This is a genomic window from Methylobacterium sp. WL1, assembly GCF_008000895.1.
Classification (GTDB): domain Bacteria; phylum Pseudomonadota; class Alphaproteobacteria; order Rhizobiales; family Beijerinckiaceae; genus Methylobacterium.
In genome coordinates this window covers 5,562,596-5,583,992 of the sequence record NZ_CP042823.1, presented here as the reverse complement: position 1 = coordinate 5,583,992, position 21,397 = coordinate 5,562,596, and the positions used below count along the sequence as shown (strand labels likewise).

Below are 21,397 nucleotides of genomic sequence, written 5' to 3'. Positions count from 1 at the left end.
TCGCGCCCGAGGGCTGTGTCGGCGACTGCTTTTGTGCCGTGGTCCGTGTGGCGTTGCAGGTGATCTGGATGATGACCAGCCCACCACCGCGATGGCTGTCGAGATGGTCAGCCCCGAAGTGGGAGTTCGCCGAGCTACGGATTTCGAAGATGCATGGGCGGGACGAGATCGTGCTGGTAGAGGAGAGCCTGCGCTGGTTCCTAGCCCCGGACTTCACCGATCCCACCAGCGGGCGAGCCGTTCCGTCTGGCCAGCTAATCGGGGCCCTGCAACGTCCTGGCGGCGACTGAGCGGGCGCCCTGTAGAAGCGCTGCGAACGCTGGCTGCGGCCTATCGCGGTCCCGGCGGCCACTTGACCGCCGGGACGGTTCAGCGCCTCAGGAAGCGAGCGGACCGCTGGCGCCCTGGGCCTCCATCGCCTTCTGGCGGTAGAGCGCAACGAAATCGATCGGATCGATGTACAGGGGCGGGAAGCCGCCGTTGCGCACCGCCTCGGCCACGATCTGCCGAGCGAACGGGAACAGCAGGCGCGGGCACTCGATCATCACCGCGGGATGAAGCTGGTCGGCCGGGATGTTGACCATGCGGAAGACGCCCGCGTACTTCACGTCGAAGGCGAACAGCACTTCGGCCTGGATCTTGGCGTCGCCCTCCAGGGTCAGCTCGACCTCGAAATCGGTGTCGGAGAGCTGCTGCGCGCTGACATTCACCTGAATGTTGATCTGCGGACCCTGACCTTCCTTGGGCTGGAGAGAGCGTGGCGCGTTCGGGTTCTCGAAGGAGAGGTCCTTCGTGTACTGAGCCAGCGCATTGATGGTCGGCGCGTCGCCCTGCGGCATGCCGCCGCCGTTGCCGTTGGCTGCCGGAGAGTCGGCCATGCGGATCATCCTTCTCGATCGGCCGGCAGGGCCGGCCCGGGTTGTCGCGGCGCGAGCCGCGGAACGGCACCGCGATGCGGCCCGGAAGGCAGCGCCGCTAACACGCGCGTCGGAGACGGACAAGCAGCGGGCTGGCGTGGCGCTGGCGGCAGCGGTGTTCGAGACCCATATCGGTTGACGCATGGGGATCGCGGCGTTCCGCATCGGTATAACCGGCTCGCTCCTTGCGCGTTGGTCAGTTATGAGTCGCCCAGACCCGCGAGCGCTTTGCCGGCGCCGCACCGCGCACGACCTCGGCACGGGGCACGAGGTCCCGCCGCGGCCACCATCGGATCGGTGATGCAGGACAGTTTCGACATTACGACGATCATCTTCCTCGCACTCGCAGTCTTCGTGATCTGGCGCCTGCGTTCGGTGCTCGGCCAGAAGACCGGTGCCGAGCGCTCGCCGTTCAAGCCGGTGGATCGAAGCCGTACCGAGCCGCAGGCCCGATCTGAGGGCGACAACGTCGTTCGGTTGCCCGGTGCCGACCGGGTTCAGCCCGCGTCGGCCACAGCGTCTGCGGCGGTACGTGACTGGCGCGGCATCGCGGAGCCCGGCTCCGAGATCGCCCGCGGGCTCGAAGCGGCCGTTCAGGCGGAGCCGAGTTTCGACCCTCGCGCGTTCATCGAGGGGGCCAAGTCGGCCTACGAGACTATCATGATCGCCTTCGCGAAGGGCGACCGGAAAACCCTGCGGGGGCTCCTGTCGAAAGAGGTCGGCGAAGCTTTCGAGCGGGCCATCGTCGAGCGCGAGCGCAACCGACAGACCTTGGAAACCACCTTCGTGTCGATCGACAAGGCGGAGATCGTCGCCATCGAGGTGCGTAACCGTGTCGCGCAGATCACCGTGCGGTTCCTGTCGAACCTGATCACCGCCACCCGCAACGCCGAGGGCAAGGTCGTCGACGGCAGCGCCGAGACGGTTGTCGAGGTGCCGGACGTCTGGACTTTCGCGCGCACCCTCGGCTCGCGGGACCCGAACTGGCAGCTCGTGGCCACCGAGGCCGGCGCCTGATTTCGTGACCCCGTTGCCGTGCCAAACTTGCGTGCCTGGTCCGGAGGTATCCCGACCGCCCTCATCCCCGCCCTCTTCGCGACGTTCCTAGCCGGCTCGTCCATGGCCGCCTCCGCCGAGGTCGGCGGGGCGCTCCTGACACCCGTGGCGTTCGCAGCACTGCCGGGCTTTCCCGGCCCCGATCCGGCCGCTTCACTCGACGCGTTCCGGAGGGTCTGTGCCGCGCCCCAGCCCGCGACGCCACAGCCGGCGGGGGTCGCTGGCGATCCGGCGGACCTGTCGGCGGCTTGCGCGGCTGCGGTGGGGGTGACGCGCGAGGCGGCGGCCACGTTCTTTCAGGATCGGTTCGAGGCCTACCGGGTGGTGCGGCCAGGGGCAGAGCGCCCGGGCTTCCTGACGGGCTACTTCGAGCCGGAGCTGGACGGCTCCCTCACGCAGGGTCCGGACTTCCCGACGCCGGTTCTCGCCCGACCTGACGACCTCGTCTCGCTGGCCCCTGGCGAGACCCGCCCCGGTCTCGACCCGGTCCTGCGCGCTGCCCGCGCCACCGCGGATGGGTTCAGACCCTATCCGGACCGAGCGGCGATCGAGGACGGGGCGCTGGGCGCCCAGGCGCGGCCGATCCTATGGCTGCGCGACGGGGTCGATCTCCTGGTCCTGCAAGTCCAGGGCTCCGGACGCGTCCGCCTGCCCGACGGCCGGGCCGTCCGAGTGTTGTATGACGGCCGCAACGGCCGGCCCTACACGGCCGTGGCCAAGCTGATCGTGCAGGAGGGCCACCTGCCTTTGGAGGGCCTCACGCTGGCCCGTTGGACGACTTGGCTGCGCGCCCATCCCGAGAGTGCGCGACGGCTGATCCGCACCAATGCCTCCTACATCTTCTTCCGCTTGGCCCCGGTGGAGAATCCGGCGCTCGGTCCGCCGGGTGCCGCCAATGCGCCGCTGACGCCGGGGCGTAGCCTCGCGGTGGATGGCGGACTGTGGCGTTACGGCCTGCCGTTCTGGCTGGACGGGCCGTTGCCGGGCGGCGTGCCGGGCGACACCGGACGCCTGGTCATCGCCGCCGACACGGGGTCGGCGATCGTCGGCCCGGCCCGGGGCGATTTGTTCGTCGGGACCGGGGCGCAGGCCGGGGTCGCGGCCGGAAACCTACGCGATTCCATAGGCTTCGTCGTGCTGCTGCCCAAGCCCGCCCGCGGGGTCGCGCCGTGAGGCCGCCGCGCCGCACGCGCCGGCTGAGCGCCGGGGAGGCCCGGCTCTGGGGTGAGATCGCCAAGCTCGTGACACCGCTGACCGGCCGGGCGACGCTGCCGCAGCCCGGAGGTCGCGCCGGCGCCGCCGACCGCCACCATGCCGCCGCTGACGGCGCCGATCCTGAAGCCGACCGCGCCTCCGGTGGCCAAGAAAGCGCGCCTGAAACCGCCGCCCAAGCCGGCTGCCGCCCTGCCCCAGAAGGTCACCGCTGCGCCCTATCAGGCGCCGCTCCAGAGCCACGCTGCCCCGTCGGGGCTGGAGCGGCAGGCCAAGGTCGGGCTGCGCCGGGGGCGTCTGGCCGTGGAGGCGCGGATCGACCTGCACGGGATGGTGCAGGCGCAAGCCCATGCTGCGCTGACAGGATTCCTTCTGCGGTGCCGGGCCGCCGGGCATGCCTACGTACTGGTGGTGACCGGCAAAGGGGGCCAGGAGAGAGGAGGCTCGTCCTATCCCGATGCCTTCGCGGAGCGGGGGGTGCTCCGGCGCAGCGTGCCGCACTGGCTGCGCGGCGCCGAGCTGCGCGGCATCGTGCTGGGCTTCGAGGAAGCGTCGCGGCACCATGGCGGCGGCGGCGCGCTCTACGTCAGACTTCGCCGTCGCTGAGCGCCAGCCTTCGCGCGCTCTTCGCGGGCCAGGGCGGCAAACCGCGCCGTTGCCGACTTCTTCGAAGAACTCGATATCCTCAACGCGCGCTCGCGTGGTCGAACGAAAAGTCCGAAAACAATGCCGGAGCTTCCCGAGGTCGAGACGGTGCGGCGCGGCCTGGTGCCCGCGATGGTCGGCGCCCGGTTCAGCCGCGTCACCCTGCGCCGGCCGAACCTGCGCTTCCCGTTCCCGGAGCGATTCGCGGCGCGGCTTGAGGGTCGCACCGTGACCGACCTCGCCCGCCGGGCGAAGTACCTCACCGCCGGGCTCGATTCGGGCGAGACCCTGATCATGCATCTCGGCATGAGCGGCCGGTTCGACGTGGCCCTGCCCGACGGGAGCAACCTCTCCTCCGGGGATTTCTACCTGGAGGGGGCGCAGGGCACGCCGAAGCACGACCACGTCGTGATGGCGATGAGCACCGGGGCCACGATCACCTACAACGACGCCCGCCGCTTCGGCTTCATGGACCTCGTCCCGAGCGAGACCCTCGCGACCAGCCGCCACTTCGCCCGGATGGGGATCGAACCGCTCGACGGGCTGACCGGGGCGGTGATCGCCGGCCTGTTCCGGCACAAGATCACGCCGCTGAAGGCCGCGCTGCTCGACCAGAGCCTGATCGCGGGCCTGGGCAACATCTACGTCTGCGAGGCCCTGCACCGGGCCCGCCTCCACCCGGAGACCCCCGCCGGCCTGCTGATCAAGCCCGACGGGCGCCCGACGCCCAAGGCCAACGCGCTCGCCAAGGCGATCGTGCAGGTGCTGCAGGAGGCCGTGAAGGCCGGCGGCTCGACCCTGCGCGACTACGCCCACACCGACGGCAGCTCGGGCGCCTTCCAGCACGCCTTCCGGGTCTACGACCGGGTCGGCGAGCCGTGCCGCCACCCGGGCTGCCGCGGCTTGGTCACCCGGATCGTGCAGGCCAACCGCTCGACCTTCTTCTGCGCGACCTGCCAGCCGCCGGTCTGACCCATCGCCCCGATCGGCCCGCTCTCGCGGCGCGAAACGGCATTTTCGCCACAAACCCGACTAGGGTCGCGGATCTCGACGCGCACACCGGGTTGCGGGCTGCCGGTCCCGGCCCGCGGCGCGGGATCGGTCGCGCGGGCCTGACGCGTCGTCCCGGAAGTCGGATCCGGGACGACGCGTCAGGCCGCTGGTTTTGCATCCTCGTCGTCCCGAAGGCCGCGTGCCGGCGTTCGGGATGATGCTCGTGACAGGAACGCGATGTTCTTCCGCCGCTCAAAGACGCCCGCGCCCGAGACCATCGCGCAGGATCCGACGGAGGGCCCTGCGCTGCCGCAGCGGCTGTCGCCGCGCTCGCCGGGCGAGGCGATCAAACCGACCGCCGCGCCGCCGCCGCCGGAGAAGCCGGTGCGCGAGCGCAGCGGCCTCGTCGGCATCATCAGCGGCGCCCTCACCTTCGCGGTGGTGATCGCCATCGCGGCGATGATCGGGATCACCCTGTTCCAGCGCCAGGTGCGCGAGCCGGGGCCGCTCGTCGCCGACAAGGTCGTGGTGATCCCGACCCACAGCGGCACGGGCGAGATCGCCGAGACCCTCAAGCGCGAGGGCGTGATCGACCATACCGGCCTGTTCGAGTTCGCCGCCCGCTTCGGCGGACGGCCGGCGCTCCGGGCCGGCGAGTACATCTTCAAGGCGCATGCGAGCATCGCCGACGCCCTCGACACGGTGACCACCGGCCGGCAGGTCCAGCACGCGATCACGTTCCCCGAGGGTCTCACCTCCGAGCAGATCGTCACGCGGCTCAACGACAACGACATCCTCTCGGGCGAGATCAACGAGATTCCCCCGGAGGGCTCACTCCTGCCCGACACCTACAAGTTCGAGCGCGGCGCCACCCGCCAGCAGATCGTGAACCTGATGCGGGCCAAGCAGCGCGAGGTGCTGAACCAGATCTGGCTCCGCCGCAGCGCCGACGTGCCGGTGCGGACGCCGGCTGAGATGGTCACCCTGGCCTCGATCGTCGAGAAGGAGACCGGCCGGGCCGACGAGCGGCCGCGGGTCGCCGGCGTGTTCATCAACCGCCTCAACAAGCGGATGAAGCTGCAATCGGACCCGACCATCGTGTACGGGCTGGTGGGCGGGCGCGGCACCCTCGGGCGCGGCATCCTGCGCTCCGAGATCGACCGGGCGACGCCCTATAACACCTACGCGATCGAGGGCCTGCCCCCGGGGCCGATCGCCAATCCCGGCCGCGCCGCCCTGGAGGCGGTGGCCAACCCGTCCCGCACCAAGGACCTGTACTTCGTGGCGGACGGCAGCGGCGGCCACGCCTTCGCCGACTCGCTCGAAGGCCACCAGCGCAACGTCGCCCGCTGGCGCGCGGTCGAGAAGAGCCGCCAGGCGCCGCCGGACGCGGTCGACAAGGTCGAGCCGGGCCCCGACCCGAGCGTCCCCGGCCGGGCCTCGGCCTTCGCACCGGGCAACGCCCCGAACACCAACGCGGCCTTCGCCCTCGATTCCGGCACGCCGGGCACCCGCGCCTTCGACGCCTCCGAGGGCACCCGCCTCGATCCGCTGAAGAACCGCAGCTACGATCTCGGCTCGCCCAAGACCGTCCCGGCGCTGGCCGACCCGACGCCGGCCCCGCGCGGGCGGCGGTAGGCTGGGAGGCGCCGGGCTCCGCTGAAGCGCGGCGCTTTCCAGAACCAGAACGGATCCACTGCAAATCCACGCGGTGCGTGGGCCGTCTGTCCGCTGCGTCGCCGACGGCTCTCCGTCATGGCGCGTGCAGCGAGCCTGGCGGTGAGAATCCGACGGGTGGAACGCGTGCCGTGGGTCCGCTTCCGACCCTACGGACCTTCGGAATGTCCGCTTCGCAGCAGCATGGCGGAGGATGACCTCCGACTGGGTTGGGTGGATTTCCGCCGGTCCGCTTCCAGGCGGCGCAGGTATCGAAGCGGACATCGCTGTTCCGCCCGTTCTCGGCTCATTACAGAAGCCGGGAACGTACGCTGCCGGGCAGATCGTTCCGCAAGCAGACGGTGCGCCAGCGGAACGCTGTCAGGTGATGTCATGCGGACCCTGGAGAGCCCAGCATCCTCACCATCAATCGAGCGTAAGGACGATCTTGCCGATCTGCTCGTTGGACTCAAGGAATTGGGTCGCTTCCCGGATCTGGTCGAACGGGAAGGTCCGCGACACCAGTGGATTGAGCTTGCCGCTTTCCAGTCCCTCGATGATGAATGCCTTCGCACGGGCAAGCGCCTCATCATCGCTGACGATCTCGGTGTAGAGGTATCCCTTCAGGGTCAGGCTCTTGCCGAGCACGGCGAACTGCGGGAATGGCCCCTCGTCCGGGCTGAGGGCGCCATACTCCAGGAGAATGCCGCCCACGGCCATGACTTCGGCAAACTGCGCGATGGCAGGGCCACCGATTGGATCGAACACGACGCGGGCCCCCTTGCCCCCGGTGATGTTCTTCACGCGCGCCGCCAGGTCGCCCTCGTCCGTGGCGATCACGTGATGCGCACCGGCATCGATCAGCGCCTGCGCCTTGGCGTTCGTGCGGGTGGTTGCGATCACCGTCGCCCCGACGCTGCGGGCGATCTGGAACGCAGCGATGCCGACGCTGCTCGACGCGGCCGACACGATGACGAAATCGTTGGCGGTGAGTTTGGCCTGGTCGATCAGAGCCCCCCAGGCGGTGACGTACTGCATCCAGGATGCGGCTGCCTTCTCGAACGAAAGGGCGGCCGGATGCTTCACGACGGAGCGGACGGGAATGTTGATGACCTCGCCATAGGTGGGCCAACGCGACATATCGAGCGTCGGGATGACGCTGACGGCGTCGCCCTCGGCGAACCCGGACACATCGCGGCCCGTCGCCTTGACCGTACCGGCTGCTTCGTAGCCGAGCTGCGAGGGGAAGTTCGCTTCCTGCAGGTAAGCGCCCTTGCGGAACATCACCTCCGCACGGTTGAGGCCGATTGCTCGAACCGCAATCTGCACTTCATCGGCGGGAGGCCCGGGAACCTCGATGTCCTCGATGCGCAGCACATCTGCGGAGCCGTATTCGTGAAAGCGGACAACGCGGGTCATCGGTCGTTTCCTTTCGTGAGTGCCGAGGTCAGGCGTCAAAGGCAGATCGTACGCGCGACGCGAACGCCGAACTCGGCGTCCGGATTGGTCTTGCCGTCGCCGACGCGCTCCTGCACCACCGCGACCACGAGGTCGCGCCGCTTGGGCAGGCGGGCCCTGTCGGCTGCCGCGAGTGCGCCCGGCATCTCCTCGCGCGTCAGATCCGTGCAGTAGCCCGGCGCACCGGGTTGTTGGCGCCACGACTCAGCGAGAGACCCCGCATCGAAGGCGTCGAAGCCGGTATCTTCAACCAAACGCATGCCCACGCGACGATCCTCCTCGCGATCGGCCGCAATCGGAATGGCGATGCGTCCCGGCTTACCGGATGGTGAACCCTTCTCGGCCAGCGAGCCCGAACCGATGGCGTTCCAGGCCTTGACGATGGGCCGGCCCAGTTGCTCGGAGACCCACAGGCTCTCGACCTGACCGGCCTCGATGGCGTCGATTGTCCCGTCGCGCATCGGGTAGTAGTTCGAGGTGTCGATGACGATGGTCTTCTCGGAGATCGCCCGGATCAGAGGGGCGATCTTCTGAATGCCGGTCGGCGGGATGGAGAGGATGACGACGTCGACATTCGAGGCCGCATCCTGTGCCGTGACGGCGCGGGCGCCCCACGACAGCACGTCGGCCCCGATGGTTTCAGGACCGCGAGAGTTGGCAACCTTCACATCGTGACCGGCCGCGCTGAGCTTCGTGGCCAGGGACTTGCCGATGTGCCCGGTGCCGATGATGCCGATTTTCATGCCCTGTTCCCCAACCCCGTCAGTTGCGATGCAGCGGGAAATATGGGTAGCTAGAAGTATCAGCAAGAACCTACCAAAAGGTGGGTAGCTTACCTGGAGGTAAGTATGGGTCAGGGGCGCGATTGTTTCTGCGAAGACCCAAAGCAGCAGCTCGTTTGGGCGGCGGCGACCAGCGAGACCCTTCGGGTGCTGGAGGGCAAGTGGAAGATCGTCATCATCGTCCAGCTCTTCGCCGCGAAGGTGCCGCTACGGTTCTCGGAGCTGGAGAAGCGGATCGAGGGCGTGAACCAGAAGATGCTGATCCAGCAGCTCAAGGAGTTGGAGAAGGACGGCATCGTCACCCGGACGGTCTACCCCCAGGTGCCGCCGAAGGTTGAGTATGCGCTCAGCGAGATGGGCGTCGCGCTCGGGCCATCCATCGAGGCACTGATCGACTGGGCCTTCGCCCGCCGGGAGGCCATGGGTGGCGAATCCGTAGACGTCGCCGGATGATGCATTTGGTTCGAGGGCGGAATGTCCGCTTCAGGACGAAGGGCCAGGGTCCTACCTCCACCCCGAGCCGAATTTGCCGGACGGTCGACGGATGACCGCCTACGGGATGCCTCCATGGTAAGCCGGGCGAGCAGGTTGGGTTGGGGCAGGAACGTCCGCTCCAGGGGGAAGGGTCAGGGTCCGCCTGCCAGCCTTCCCGGACTGTTCGGCTGAGGACCACCCGACCGGCGTCATCACGTGGGCTGCGGGATCCCGGGCCGTCACGGATCGCCGGGTCGCTGCGCTGCGTGCACGAGGGCGCCGCGGCAAGGACGTCGCAGCAAGGACCCCGCAGCAAGGACGCCGCGGATCAGCAGCCCCGAAACCTCGGGGCCGTCCGAAATGAACCCCGATCCGGCATCCCCTGCCCGTCCGCCCTTCCCGAAGCGATCCGTGCTACAGGCCCCGATCTTCTTGAGGACGGGGGTCGGCTTGGCCCAGATCGCGAGCATGACCGGGTTCGCCCGGGCGGCGGGCACCACCGGGGCGGTGCAATGGGCCTGGGAGGTCCGCAGCGTCAACGGGCGCGGGCTCGACGTGCGCGTCCGGGTGCCGGCCGGCTATGACGGACTCGGCGAGACCGCGCGCGCGGCCCTGCAGAAGACCCTGTCCCGGGGGCAGTGCCAGCTTACCCTGACGCTGACCAAGCCGGACACGACGGCCCGCGTGCGGATCAACGAAGCCCTGCTGGCGAGCCTCGCGCAGGCGGTCGCCCGGGTGCCGCGGCCCGATGGCGTGGCGCCCGCGACCCTGGACGGGCTGCTCGGCGTGCGCGGGGTGATCGAGAGCGACGACGAGGCGGCATCGCCGGAGACGGAGGCGTTCGCCCGGGACCTCGCCGAGGGCGTGGTCCGGGTGGTCGCCGACCTGGTCGAGGCCCGCCGGGCCGAAGGGCGCCAGCTCGCCGACATCGTCACCGCGCAGGTCGACCGGATCGCGGCGCTGACCCAGGCCGCCGAGGACAACCCGGCGCGCAAGCCCGAGGCGGTGCGGGCCCGGCTGGCGGCCTCCATCGCGGCTCTGGGCGGGGCCGGCCTCGATCCCGACCGCCTGCACCAGGAGGCGATGCTGCTCGCCGGCAAGGCGGATGTGCGCGAGGAGCTGGACCGGCTGCACGCCCACGTGGCCAGCGCCCGGGAGCTGCTCGCGGCGGGCGGCGCGATCGGCCGGCGGCTGGATTTCCTGGCTCAGGAATTCGGCCGCGAGGCTAATACCCTGGGCGCCAAGGCCAACGACATCAGCCTGTCGCGGATCGGCCTCGACCTCAAGGCCGTGGTCGAGCAATTCCGCGAGCAAGTGCAGAACATCGAATGACTTTTCGGGACCGGGGGATGCGGATGGATATCGCGACGGAGCCACGCGGATGAGCGGACCGGCCAACAACGTCTCCGACACGATCGCGCGGCGGGGCTTGATCCTGATCCTGTCGTCGCCCTCCGGGGCGGGCAAGACCACGCTGACGCGGGCGGTCGCGCAGGACCCGGCCTGGGCGCTCGACCTGTCGATCTCGGTCACCACCCGGTCGCGCCGCCCCTCCGAGATCGACGGGCGGCACTACCACTTCATCGACCGGGAGGCGTTCGAGGACCTGCGCAGCCGCGACGACCTGCTCGAATGGGCCGAGGTCCACGGCAACTATTACGGCACGCCCCGCCGGCCGGTGGAGAAGGTCCTGGGTTCGGGCCGGGACATGATCTTCGACATCGACTACCAGGGCACCCGCCAGGTCCGGGCCAAGCTGGCCCAGGACGTCGTGACGGTGTTCATCCTGCCGCCCAGCATGGCCGAGCTGCGCCAGCGCCTGGAGCGCCGCGCCGAGGATTCGGCCGAGACGATCGAGAAGCGCCTGGCCAACGCCCGGACCGAGATCCAGCGCTGGAGCGAGTACGACTACGTCATCGTCAACGAGGACCTGCAGGACGCCTTCCGGGCGCTCCAGGGCATCCTGTCCGCCGAGCGGTTGAAGCGGGCGCGCCGGACGGGTCTGGCGCAGTTCGTGGACGGGCTGCTGGCGGAGGCGGACGCCTGAGGGATCGCGATGGCAGTGGCGATACCGCTCACGCCGTGATCGTGAAGCACGCGCCCGGGTTGTTGGCCACGTCGAGCCGGGCGTTGATCTGGTCGAGCATCGCCCGGATCAGCTTCATCCCGAGGCCCGTGCCCCTGCCGCGCACCTTGGCGTCGGCCCAGTCGTCGGGCAGGCCCGAGCCGTCGTCGCAGACCCGGAGCTGGACCTCGCCGGAGCCGGAGGCCGAGACGCTGACCTCGACGCGGCCGCCGCCGGCGGGGTTGGCGGCGTACTTGAAGGCGTTGGTGACGAGTTCGGTGGCGATCAGCGAGAGCGCCACCGCCTTGCGGTAGGGCACCATCAGGCCGGGCTCGGCCGAGAGGTCCACGGCGTGGCCCTCGCCGGCCAGCCCCGCCAAATCGTTGCACAGGTTCTCGATGGTCTGGCCGAGATCGACCTCGTCGAAGCGCTCGGCCTGGTAGAGGCTGTCGTGCACGCGCGCGACGCTCATCACCCGGGCGGAGGTGTCCGCGAAGGCCTGGCGGGCGTCGGGATCGGCGATCTGCCGGCGCTGCATCTGCAGGAAGGCCGAGACGATCTGCAGGGAGTTCTTCACCCGGTGGTCGATCTCCCGGGTCAGCAGGTCCTTCTGCTCGAGCAGGCGCTCCTTCTCGGCGAGCAGGCTGGTCAGCTCGTCGATCTTGCGGCGTTGGCGCAGCACCACGCCCTCGACCGCCTCGGCGAGCGAGCGGGAGAGATGGACCTGCCACGCGGCCCAGGCCGTGGCGTAGCCGGTGCGCTCCTCGACCCAGCGCTCGAACGAGCGACGCGGCAGGAGGGCCACCGGACCGCTGCCGGCGAGCACCGGTTTGCGCGGGTCGCCGCCCCAGGTCACGGTGCTGGGCACCTCGGGCCGGAACCAGATCAGCAGGGTCTCGCGCGACTCGTCCACGAAGGCGGCAAGCACGCCGCTGGCGATCTCCCGGTACGGGGCCGCCTCCAGGTATTCCGCGGTGAAGCTGCTGCTGCTGTAGCCGGTTTCGCCCGGTTGCAGCCCGGTCCGCAGCCAGCGGGCGATCCGGGCGACCACCGCGGGGGGCGGCGCCTGCCCGATGAGGGTGACCCGCTCGCCCGCCACGATGCCGGCGCCGGTGGCGCTGAACAGGTCGAGCAGGGTCGTGGTGCCGCCAGTGAGCGCGGCCACGAAGTCGTCGGACCGGGTCAGGCCGCGGACCAGGCGGCCCTCGACGTCGAGATGGGTCTGCCGCTCCTCCCAGAGCCGGCGCGACTCGATCTCCTGCACCCGCATGGCGAAGGCGTCGGTGAGCACGGTAGCGGCCGAGCGCGTCTCGGGCGTGACATAGTGCGGGCGGCGGTGATGGCCGATCATCAGGCCCCAGAGCCGGCCCTCGACCATGATCGAGATCGACATGGAGCCGTTCACGCCCAGGTTGCGCTGGTACTCCAGGTGGATCGGCGACAGCGTGCGGTGCTGCGCGAAGGTCAGGTCGATCGGGCCGTTGCCGGCGCCGGGGGCCGCGACCAAGCCGACCGGCACGCTGTCCCGGTCGATCACGAAACGGTTCTTGGCCCGGGTGTAGAGGGCGCGGGCCTGCGCGGGGATGTCGGAAGCCGGGAAGCGCAGGCCGAGCAGGCTGCGTGACCAGTTCGGAACCTTGTCCTCGGCCACCGCCTCGCCGTTCCAGTCCGCGTCGAACCGGTAGACCAGCACGGCCTCGAAGCCGGTGAACGCCCGGATCTCCAGGGCGGCGATGCGGGCGGCCTCGGCCAGGGTGTCGGCCTCGCGCAGGCGCCCGACCGCGAGCTCGGTGTCGACCTGGCTGGCGGTGGGGAAGTCGTCGGCGGATTCGGGCTCGAGCTCCAGCTCGACGATCACCCGGCCGGCATGGGCGTGGGCGACCACGTAATAGGGTGCGGCGCGGCCGGTCAGGGTCAGCCGGCGGCGGACGGACAGGCCGTCCGACAGGGTGCCGGCCGAAAGCCGCGCGCGGACCGCCGCGACGAAGTCCCGGGGCAGCACCTCCTCCAGGGGACGGCCGGCGAGCGGCGGATCCACGGGATCCACGATCTCGTCGACATTGGCCGAGTAGGCCAGGACCTGGAGGGTCCCGGCGTCGGCCGCGATCATGACCGCGTTGGGCTGGATCGAGCCCGGGATGTGGATCGGCTCGCGCTCGCAGTGGCTGGCATCCACCGGCTCGGCCCGGGCCCGCCGGCCGATCGCCGCCATGACGGCCTCACGGGACAGGCCGGCGCCGAGGCTCTCCAGCGGATCGATGGTCAGCCACGTGACCGGCCCGGCCTCCGCGGTCTTGCCGTGGCGCATGTGGACCCGCGCGCGCAGGGGCTGGGGCAGCCGGCCGAACACGTAGTCGAAGCTCTCGTCCAGGGCGCCCCTGCGGGTTCCGGAGAGGAAGCGGCCGCGGAAACTCGGCACGTTCGTGCCCGGCATCACCTCGCGGAAATAGTTGCGGCCCAGAACTGATTCGCGCGAGAGGCCCGAGAGGGTGCTCGCGCCCTCGCTGAAGACCACGACCGTGCCGTCCGCGTCGAGGCCGATCACGCCCTCGTCGAGGCGGTCCAGCGCGTCGGACGCGAGCGTATCCAGGTCGGGGCCGCCTTGGGGGGCCTGTTTCGGCGGCATCAGGAAAGCACCCCGCTCATCCGGTCTGATATGACCGGGGGCGCAGTGAAGTGCAATGCTTCCTCAGACACCAAGATGAAACCGGAATCACGATGCCGTTGAACGCAGACTAAGACCGGCAGATCGTGTGTGTGATTTCAGACAATGCCGTCGAAAATCCCTCCTCAACTGTAGGGTGGTATATGGGCTGGTTCAGGACAGTTGCGGCGGTCTTTCCGTCCGCGATCGCGTGGGTCAGCAGATGCGCCAGATGCTCGACCGCGGGTCCGATCATTTCGCCCCCCAGGAGCGTACCGTCCCGGTCGGCCCAGATCCGCAGGCCGCCGCGATTCGCGCCGTCGACCCGGGCGCGGCCCTGGTCGGCGAACTCGACGGTGCCGGTCACGCGGCCGGGGGCGTCGGCCTCGTAGGGCGCGCCGACCACCGCGACCTGCGGATCGGTGAACACCATGGCGAGGCTGGTCCAGGGTTCCGGCTTCGCCACGGCGCAGGACGCAGCCAGCGCCGCCGCGTTGGCGCCGGCGATCCCGCCCTGGCGGCTGGCCTCGTGCAGCACAGGCCGCCAGCCATCGGCGTCACCGGCGATCAGGATCGGGGCGCCCGCACAAACGAGACTGCGCCGGTCGAAATCCGGCACGCCGTCGTCGCCGAGGCGCAGGCCTGCGGCGTCCAGCCCGAGTCCGTCGAGGTTCGGCGCGCGGCCGGTCGCGGCGAGCACCCGCTCGGCCCGCGTCACCTGCGCGTGCCCGTGCTGGTCTGTCCAGGCGAGGCGCACGCCGTTGCCGTCGCGCGTCGCCGATTCGAGCGTCGCGCCGAGATGCAGGTCCAGCTCCGCACCGAAGATCGCGGCGGCCTGTCGGGCGAGGTCCGGCTGGGACAGCCCGGCGACCGTGTCGCCCGTATCGAGCACCGTGACCCGGACGCCGAGGCGCGTCATCGCCTGGGCGATCTCGATCCCGACCGCGCCGGCGCCGAGCACGGCGAGAGAGCCCGGGAGATCGGAGATCTCGAACAGGGTGTCGGTGGTGAGAAGCCGGTCGCCAAGCCCGTGGAGCGGCTTCGGGATGTTCGGGCTCGATCCCGTGGCGATCACGGCGGCCTTGAAGGCGATGCGCGTGTGGGCATCGACCGTCAGGCTGCGGCCATCCTCAAACCGGGCGGTGCCGGCGATGCGCGCGCCCTCGGGCAGCCTGTCGAGACCGTCGAGAACACTGTCGACGAACCGGTCCCGCTCAGCACGGACGCGTTCGAGCACCGCGCGCCCATCCACCGCGACGCCGGACACCCGGATGCCGAACGGATCGGCGCTCCGGGCCGCGTGGGCGGCCTTGGCTGCCGCGATCAGCAGCTTCGAGGGCATGCAGCCGACCCGGGCGCAGGTCGTCCCCCCCCGGCCGCGCTCGATCAGCACGGCGCTGGCCCCGGCGTCGGTGGCGGCCCGATAGGCGGCGATGCCGGCGGTCCCGGCCCCGATCACCGCCACATCGCACGCGTGTTCGTTCATCGTATTCCCAGGCCGGTTGCCGGGGCCAAAGTCCGCCCGCCCCGGTTCGTTCCGCCTGCGCGGACGCGCCTCAGGTGTAGGGCTGGCGGGTTTGGACGGGATGGGTGCGAAGGAGATCCGGCTGGGATGCGGCCGGCAACCGCCGCCCCCCCCTTGTTTCCGAATGCGCCGCAGGTCGCCGCCCCCGCGCGGATGACGACGGTCACACGCCGTCGTCCGCGCGGGGGCACGAGGCGCTCTCCTACCCTTGTGACACCGGGTCGGACAGGTTGGAATTTTGATCGCTGTTCAGGGCGGAAGGCTCAGTCTTTTCCGCCTTGAGGCTCCGTCGAAAAAGCCACCCGCCGTCATCCCGGGCTCGCCTGCGGCGCCCCGGGATGACGGCGCGGGTCCCCTCTTCGGTACGGGAGAGGGGGTTCGTCGCGCCCTGTGAGCGCCGATGCGTGAACATCCAAACCACGAGGGGGAGGAGAAACGCGTTGTGTTCGAAAGACTTGCGCTGAAAAACCCGAACCGTCGATCCGGCAGCCCACGTCGGTGAAGGTAGGACGGCCGTTACCCGGCGTTGCGCCCCGGCGCCGTGCCGCCGAGGTGGAACACCCGGTGCGGCACCAGTTCGCCGCGCTCGACGTCGCCCACCGCGACCAGGATGCCGCCGCAGGTCGCGAAGGCCTTGCCCTCCACGGGGGCGTCGCGGCCGCGCAGGATGACAGACTGGCCGCGCATCAGGCGCAGGCCCAGGTCGCGCGAGACCGTCACCTCGGGGATCGCGTCCAGCGCGGTCTCGACCGGCCGGAGATGCGCGAGTGCGGCTTCCGGGCCGCCCTCGGTCAAGCCGGCGGCGGAGCACGATTCGGCTTCCGAGAACGGCCCGACGCGGGTGCGGCGCAGGGCCGAGACATGGCCGTAGCAGCCGAGCATACGGCCGAGGTCGCGGGCCAGGGCACGGACATAGGTGCCCTTGCCGCACTCGGCCTCGATCACGGTGCGCTCGCCGTCATGCTCCACCACCGCGAGGCGGTCGATCTGCACCGGCCGGGCCACCAGTTCCACGATCTCGCCCTCGCGGGCCAGGTCGTAGGCGCGCTCGCCCTGGATCTTGATCGCGGAATAGCGCGGCGGGACCTGCTCGATCGCCCCCACGAAGGTCGGCAAGGCCGCCTCCACGGCGGCGCGCTCCGGGCGGGCCTCGCTGGTCGCCACGGCCCGGCCCTCGGCGTCGTCGGTGTCGGTCTCGACACCCCACTGCACGGTGAACCGGTAGGCCTTGCGACCGTCCATGACGAACGGGACGGTCTTGGTCGCTTCACCGAGGGCGATCGGCAGGATGCCCGACGCCAGCGGATCGAGGGTCCCGGCATGGCCGGCCTTCTTGGCGTTGAAGGCGCGCTTCACCACCGCGACGGCGTGGGTCGAGGTCATGCCGACGGGCTTGTCGAGGATGACCCAGCCCGACACGTCCCGGCGCTTGGGCCGGTCGGGACGCGGCCCGCGCTGCGGGCGGCGCTCCTCCGGGCCCCGGCGCTCGGCGCCGGGACCGGGTACCGCTCGCTCGGCCGGCGGATGATCTTCGATGGAAACGGTCATAGCCTCGTGTCCCCCGGGGTCGTTGCCCCGTTCCTGTCCGTGTGCCGTCGGGGATCAATGCCCCCGACCGGTCTCCGGTTCGTCGTCCTCATGCCCGTCGCCGTCCCGCTCCGGGACGAGGTCGCGCTGCACCCGCTCGTCGCGGAGCAGCTTGTCGATGCGTGCCGCCTCGTCGAAGGTCTCGTCGCGGAGGAAGCGCAGCTCGGGCGCGAATTTCAGGTTCACCCGGCGCGCCACCTCCTGGCGCAGCACCTTGCGGTGGCGGTCCAGGGCGGCGATCACCGGCGCCTCGTCGACACCGCCGAGCGGCATCACGTAGGCGGTGGCGAGCTTCAGGTCCGGCGACATCCGCACCTCCGGCACGGTCACGACATGCGTGTTGAGCACCGGATCCTGGATGTCGCCGCGCTGGAGCACCTCCGCGAGGGCGTGGCGCACGAGTTCGGCCACGCGCTGCTGGCGCTGCGAGGGGCCGCTGGAGGTTGGTTTCTGGGCCATTCTGTCTCGGGCCGGCGGCGCAGGGCAGCCGGTTCACGTCCAAGAGGGATCACGTCCAAGAGGGGCGCGGTGCGCGAAACGACGCGCGAAACGAAAAGACGGCCGCGGCTGACGCCGCGACCGCCCTGTCCGGATCGGGTCCGGGCTCTCAGAGCGTGCGGCGGATCTCTTCGACCCGGTAGCACTCGATCACATCGCCTGCGCGCATGTTCTCGAAGTTCTCGAAGGCCATGCCGCACTCCTGGCCGGAGGTGACTTCCTTCGCGTCGTCCTTGAACCGCTTCAGGGTCTTGAGCTTGCCCTCGTGGATCACGACGCTGTCGCGGATGAGGCGGACATGCGCGCCACGCTCCACGATGCCGTCCTGCACGCGGCAACCCGCGACCTTGCCGACCTTCGAGACCTCGAAGACCTCCTGGATGGTCGCCTCGCCGAGGCGCTCCTCCCGCAGGGTGGGCGGCAGCATCCCCGACAGCGTGGCTTTGATGTCGTCCACGAGGTCGTAGATGATGTTGTAGTAGCGGATATCGATCCCCGCCCGCTCGGCGGCCTCGCGGGCCTCCTTGAGGGCGCGCACGTTGAAGCCGATCACCACCGCCTTCGACGCCTGAGCCAGGGTGATGTCCGACTCGGTGATGCCGCCGACGCCCGACAGGAGGATGCGGGCCGCGACCTCGCCGTTGCCGAGCTTCTCGAGGGCGCCCGAGATCGCCTCGACCGAACCCTGCACGTCGCCCTTGATGACGACCGGCAGCTCCTTGCGGCCGGCGCCTTCCTTGAGGTCGCGCATCATGTCGACCAGCGAGCGGTTGGCACCGCCGGCGCGGGCATTCTGGCGCTCCCGCTTCTGGCGGGCGCGATACTCGGTGACCTCGCGGGCCCGGGCCTCGCTCGGCACCACGGTCACGCGGTCGCCGGCATCGGGGGTGCCGTTGAAGCCGAGGACCTCCACGGGCACCGACGGGCCGGCGTACTGCACGTTCTCGCCGAGGTCGTCGACCAGGGCGCGCACGCGGCCCCACTCGGCGCCGGCCACGACGATGTCGCCGGTGAACAGGGTGCCGCGCTGAACCAGCACGGTCGCCACCGGGCCGCGGCCGCGGTCGAGCTGCGCCTCGATGACCGTACCCTCGCCGTCGCGCTTCTCGTTGGCGCGCAGGTTCATGATCTCGGCCTGGATCTGGATGCCCTCCAGCAGCTCGGGCAGACCGTCGCCGGTCTTGGCCGAAACCTCGAACTCCAGGGTCTCGCCGCCCATCGACTCGACCTGGATGTCGTGCTGCAGCAGCTCCGTGCGGACCCGCTGGGGGTTCGCGTCCGGCTTGTCGATCTTGTTGACCGCGATGATCATCGGGACGCCCGCCGCCTTGGCGTGCTGGATCGCCTCGATGGTCTGCGGCATCACGCCGTCGTCGGCCGCCACCACGACCACCACGATGTCGGTGACCTTGGCGCCGCGGGCGCGCATCGACGTGAACGCCGCGTGGCCCGGGGTATCGATGAAGGTGATCATCTCGCCGGACGGCGAGGCGACCTGATAGGCGCCGATGTGCTGGGTGATGCCGCCGGCCTCGCCCTCCACCACGTTCGCCTTGCGGATCGCGTCGAGCAGCGAGGTCTTGCCGTGATCGACGTGGCCCATGATGGTGACCACCGGCGGACGGGGATCGAGATCCTCCTCCAGATCCGGCTCGTCGGAGGACAGGCCCTCTTCCACGTCGGACTCGGCGACGCGGCGCACGGTGTGGCCGAGCTCCTCGGCGATGAGCTGGGCGGTGTCCGAATCGATCACGTCGGTGATCTTGTGGATCTCGCCCTGCTTCATCAGCAGGCGGATCACGTCCACGGCCCGCTCCGACATGCGGTTGGCGAGTTCCTGGATGGTGATCGTCTCGGGGATCGTCACCTCGCGGGACAGCTTCTCCTTCTGCTCGACCTGCCCGCGGCCGCTCATGCGCTGCTGGCGGCGGCGGAACGAGGCGACCGAGCGGGTCCGCTCGTCCTCACCGGACGTCGCCGTCGCGATGGTGAGGCGGCCGCGGTTGCGGTCACCGCCCGGCGACTTCGGCGTCTTCGGGGGCGCGATGATCTTGAGCGGCATGCCGGGACGGCGGATGACCCGCTTGGTCTCGGACTCGTCCTCGTTGGTCTGGGCACCGCGGCCGGCGGGACGCGCCGCGGCGGTCGCGCCGGCGGGCGGGCGGCCGTGGTCGGCGTCGCGCTCTTTCGGGCTGGGGCGCCGGGCGGGCCGCGCCATGAAGTTGAGGTCGCGGGCTTGCGCGAATCCGCCGTGATGGTCTTGCGCGGCTCGCCGGTGGCGGACGGGCGGTCAGCGGCGGACGCGCCGCGGGGCGGCTGGCGCCGAGGCGGCCGGACGCGCGGGCGGCCGCCGGACGGGCACCCTCGGGCTGACGGCCTGAAACGGTGGTCGGACGTGCCGGCATCGGACGCGTCGCCCCGGCCGGACGGGCGGGGGCGGCAGCCGGAGCGGCGGCCGTGGGCGCAGCAGCGGCGGCGGGGGCATCCGGCGCGGCGGCCGGAGCCTCGGCGGCGGCAGCGGCGCTCGCGGCGGCGGCGGCCTTGGCGGCCTCCTCGGCGGCGCGGGCGGCCTCGGCGGCGGCGGCCTTGCGGGCCTCCTCCTCGCGACGGCGGGCCTCGGCCTCCTCGCGCGCTCGCGGCGGGCCTGCTCCTCGGCCTCCTTGCGGCGCGCCTCGGCTTCGGCCTCGACCTTCTGGCGGGCCTCGGCCTCGCGGCGCTTCGCGTCGGCGAGGGCAGCGGCGCGGGCCGCTTTCTCCTGCTCGCTCAGCGTCCGCAGCACAACGCCCGATGCCGAGCGCTGGGCCGGGCGGGGCGGCGGCGTGGTCGTGGCGGCCGGGGCCGGGCGGGGGCGGGCGCAGGCTCACGAGCAGGAGCGGCCGGCGCCGCGCCGACGCCACGGGCGCTTGACCGTCTCGACCACGACCTGCTTGGAGCGGCCATGGGAGAAGCTCTGACGTACGGTGCCCGCCTCGATGGGCCGCTTGAGGGAAAGCGGCTTCGGAGAAGTCCTGTTCAGAGTCTTGTCGCCCGGGTTGTTCGTGTCGCTCATTCAGCCTGAACCCTGAGGGTTTCCATCGTCCCGTGAACCGACGCCCGGTGGCGCCAGCCAAATTCGTCCTGGTGCGTCGTCAACGTGAGGCTTCGTCGATCCCGCCGATTCGGGCTGGATCGGGCTCCTCGGTCGCCGCGGCGGCGCCCTCGAAGGAGCGTAGCCGACGCCAACGCGACAGGCAGCCGGCAGCTCCGGCTCCTGCGACGAGCGCAGCGTGTATCACATGATCCCGACCTAAGGCCATGTCCAATTCATCTTCGGACAGGTCGTCGATGATTGGTATCCTTGACATGGCCTCACCGTGCCGTCGGTACAAGGCCGCGGCGATCTTGCGCCGGCCGTCCGGACTGGCTTCCGCGGCGTGGATCAGGGCCACCGCGCCGGGCTGGCCGCCGATCGCCGCCTCGACCTTCGAGAAGCCCGCGACCACGCAGCCCGCCTTGTTGGCCATGGCGATCGCCTGCCGCAGGTCGTCGCGCAGGCCTGCGACGATCCGGTCCGGGAGGTCGGCGCCGGCCTGGGCCGGTCCCTTGAACGCCCGCGCGAACAGGTTCTTGCGGACCGCCGTCGCGACGGCATCCCGCTTCGCACTGATCCAAGCGCCGCGCCCGGGGAGCTTGGCCCGCAGGTCCGGCACCACGGCGCCATCCGGGCCGCGCACGAACCGGATCATCGCCTCGGGCGGCTGGACGACGCGCGTGACGATGCAGGTCCGCTGCGGCACGCGCCGGCCGGGGCCACTGTCGAGCCCCCCGGCTTCCAGCGCGTCCTGCGGCCCCTCGTCGGGCAGAGTCTCGCCGACCTCGGCCATGAGCGCGTCCGCCGCGGCCTCC

Annotated in this window: 17 protein-coding genes and 2 pseudogenes; 10 read left to right on the top strand and 9 right to left on the bottom strand. The window is 70.7% G+C overall.

All coding sequences use genetic code 11. The features are described 5' to 3' along the window. Nucleotides 1–149 precede the first annotated feature (149 nt). Nucleotides 150–290, top strand: a complete 141-nt coding sequence (locus FVA80_RS30790) for a hypothetical protein (protein ID WP_187193527.1) — start codon at nucleotides 150–152, stop codon at nucleotides 288–290. A gap of 87 nt (nucleotides 291–377) precedes the next feature. Here the strand turns inward: FVA80_RS30790 and secB are convergent, their stop codons facing one another. Continuing rightward, nucleotides 378–878: a protein-export chaperone SecB gene (gene secB / locus FVA80_RS27230; protein WP_147857047.1), complete on the bottom strand. Its 501-nt coding sequence runs from the start codon at nucleotides 876–878 to the stop codon at nucleotides 378–380. On the opposite strand from secB, the gene FVA80_RS27225 reads away from it, so the two are divergent. From FVA80_RS27225 to mltG, 6 genes and pseudogenes are all read left to right on the top strand, one after another. Next, nucleotides 877–1,056: a hypothetical protein gene (locus FVA80_RS27225; RefSeq protein ID WP_147957908.1), complete on the top strand. Its 180-nt coding sequence runs from the start codon at nucleotides 877–879 to the stop codon at nucleotides 1,054–1,056. The genes secB and FVA80_RS27225 overlap by 2 nt on opposite strands. A gap of 161 nt (nucleotides 1,057–1,217) precedes the next feature. Beyond that, nucleotides 1,218–1,934, top strand: coding sequence for a Tim44/TimA family putative adaptor protein (locus FVA80_RS27220; protein WP_147906308.1), 717 nt, complete (start codon nucleotides 1,218–1,220; stop codon nucleotides 1,932–1,934). An 18-nt stretch (nucleotides 1,935–1,952) separates the two neighbouring features. Then, nucleotides 1,953–3,146 (top strand): MltA domain-containing protein, encoded by a 1,194-nt coding sequence (locus FVA80_RS27215; protein ID WP_187193526.1) that lies wholly within the window; start codon nucleotides 1,953–1,955, stop codon nucleotides 3,144–3,146. Continuing rightward, nucleotides 3,143–3,791, top strand: a pseudogene (locus FVA80_RS27210) (Smr/MutS family protein). Before FVA80_RS27215 ends, FVA80_RS27210 begins: the two are co-directional and overlap by 4 nt. 120 nt (nucleotides 3,792–3,911) lie before the next feature. Further along, the gene (mutM, locus tag FVA80_RS27205; RefSeq protein WP_147906305.1) at nucleotides 3,912–4,802 is read left to right on the top strand and encodes a bifunctional DNA-formamidopyrimidine glycosylase/DNA-(apurinic or apyrimidinic site) lyase; all 891 of its coding nucleotides are present in this window, start codon (nucleotides 3,912–3,914) and stop codon (nucleotides 4,800–4,802) included. A gap of 258 nt (nucleotides 4,803–5,060) precedes the next feature. Beyond that, nucleotides 5,061–6,461, top strand: a complete 1,401-nt coding sequence (gene mltG / locus FVA80_RS27200) for an endolytic transglycosylase MltG (RefSeq protein ID WP_147906304.1) — start codon at nucleotides 5,061–5,063, stop codon at nucleotides 6,459–6,461. A gap of 444 nt (nucleotides 6,462–6,905) precedes the next feature. On the opposite strand, the gene FVA80_RS27195 is transcribed toward mltG, so the two are convergent. Next, complete coding sequence (locus FVA80_RS27195; protein WP_147906303.1) at nucleotides 6,906–7,898, bottom strand: zinc-dependent alcohol dehydrogenase family protein; 993 nt, start codon at nucleotides 7,896–7,898, stop codon at nucleotides 6,906–6,908. Between the two features lie 35 nt (nucleotides 7,899–7,933). Then, nucleotides 7,934–8,680 (bottom strand): NAD(P)-binding domain-containing protein, encoded by a 747-nt coding sequence (locus FVA80_RS27190; RefSeq protein ID WP_147906302.1) that lies wholly within the window; start codon nucleotides 8,678–8,680, stop codon nucleotides 7,934–7,936. A 105-nt stretch (nucleotides 8,681–8,785) separates the two neighbouring features. On the opposite strand from FVA80_RS27190, the gene FVA80_RS27185 reads away from it, so the two are divergent. From FVA80_RS27185 to gmk, 3 genes are all read left to right on the top strand, one after another. Beyond that, nucleotides 8,786–9,172 (top strand): helix-turn-helix domain-containing protein, encoded by a 387-nt coding sequence (locus FVA80_RS27185; protein WP_147906301.1) that lies wholly within the window; start codon nucleotides 8,786–8,788, stop codon nucleotides 9,170–9,172. A gap of 489 nt (nucleotides 9,173–9,661) precedes the next feature. Then, the gene (locus FVA80_RS27180) at nucleotides 9,662–10,525 is read left to right on the top strand and encodes a YicC/YloC family endoribonuclease (RefSeq protein WP_147910550.1); all 864 of its coding nucleotides are present in this window, start codon (nucleotides 9,662–9,664) and stop codon (nucleotides 10,523–10,525) included. A 49-nt stretch (nucleotides 10,526–10,574) separates the two neighbouring features. After that, the gene (gene gmk, locus FVA80_RS27175; RefSeq protein ID WP_147857433.1) at nucleotides 10,575–11,240 is read left to right on the top strand and encodes a guanylate kinase; all 666 of its coding nucleotides are present in this window, start codon (nucleotides 10,575–10,577) and stop codon (nucleotides 11,238–11,240) included. A gap of 28 nt (nucleotides 11,241–11,268) precedes the next feature. Here the strand turns inward: gmk and FVA80_RS27170 are convergent, their stop codons facing one another. The 6 genes and pseudogenes from FVA80_RS27170 to FVA80_RS27145 all read right to left on the bottom strand — a co-directional run bounded on the left by FVA80_RS27170 (nucleotide 11,269) and on the right by FVA80_RS27145 (nucleotide 21,375). Continuing rightward, on the bottom strand, nucleotides 11,269–13,884 hold the full coding sequence (locus FVA80_RS27170) for a histidine kinase dimerization/phosphoacceptor domain -containing protein (protein ID WP_147910549.1): 2,616 nt from the start codon (nucleotides 13,882–13,884) through the stop codon (nucleotides 11,269–11,271). A gap of 109 nt (nucleotides 13,885–13,993) precedes the next feature. Then, nucleotides 13,994–15,388: a dihydrolipoyl dehydrogenase gene (locus FVA80_RS27165; protein WP_147910548.1), complete on the bottom strand. Its 1,395-nt coding sequence runs from the start codon at nucleotides 15,386–15,388 to the stop codon at nucleotides 13,994–13,996. Nucleotides 15,389–15,943: 555 nt separating this feature from the next. Further along, nucleotides 15,944–16,975 (bottom strand): tRNA pseudouridine(55) synthase TruB, encoded by a 1,032-nt coding sequence (truB, locus tag FVA80_RS27160; protein WP_147910547.1) that lies wholly within the window; start codon nucleotides 16,973–16,975, stop codon nucleotides 15,944–15,946. Between the two features lie 54 nt (nucleotides 16,976–17,029). Continuing rightward, nucleotides 17,030–17,473, bottom strand: a complete 444-nt coding sequence (rbfA, locus tag FVA80_RS27155; protein WP_147910546.1) for a 30S ribosome-binding factor RbfA — start codon at nucleotides 17,471–17,473, stop codon at nucleotides 17,030–17,032. Between the two features lie 148 nt (nucleotides 17,474–17,621). After that, nucleotides 17,622–20,561 (bottom strand): annotated as a pseudogene (infB, locus tag FVA80_RS27150) (translation initiation factor IF-2). 79 nt (nucleotides 20,562–20,640) lie between these two features. After that, complete coding sequence (locus FVA80_RS27145; RefSeq protein ID WP_147910733.1) at nucleotides 20,641–21,375, bottom strand: RNA-binding protein; 735 nt, start codon at nucleotides 21,373–21,375, stop codon at nucleotides 20,641–20,643. Nucleotides 21,376–21,397: the final 22 nt, after the last annotated feature.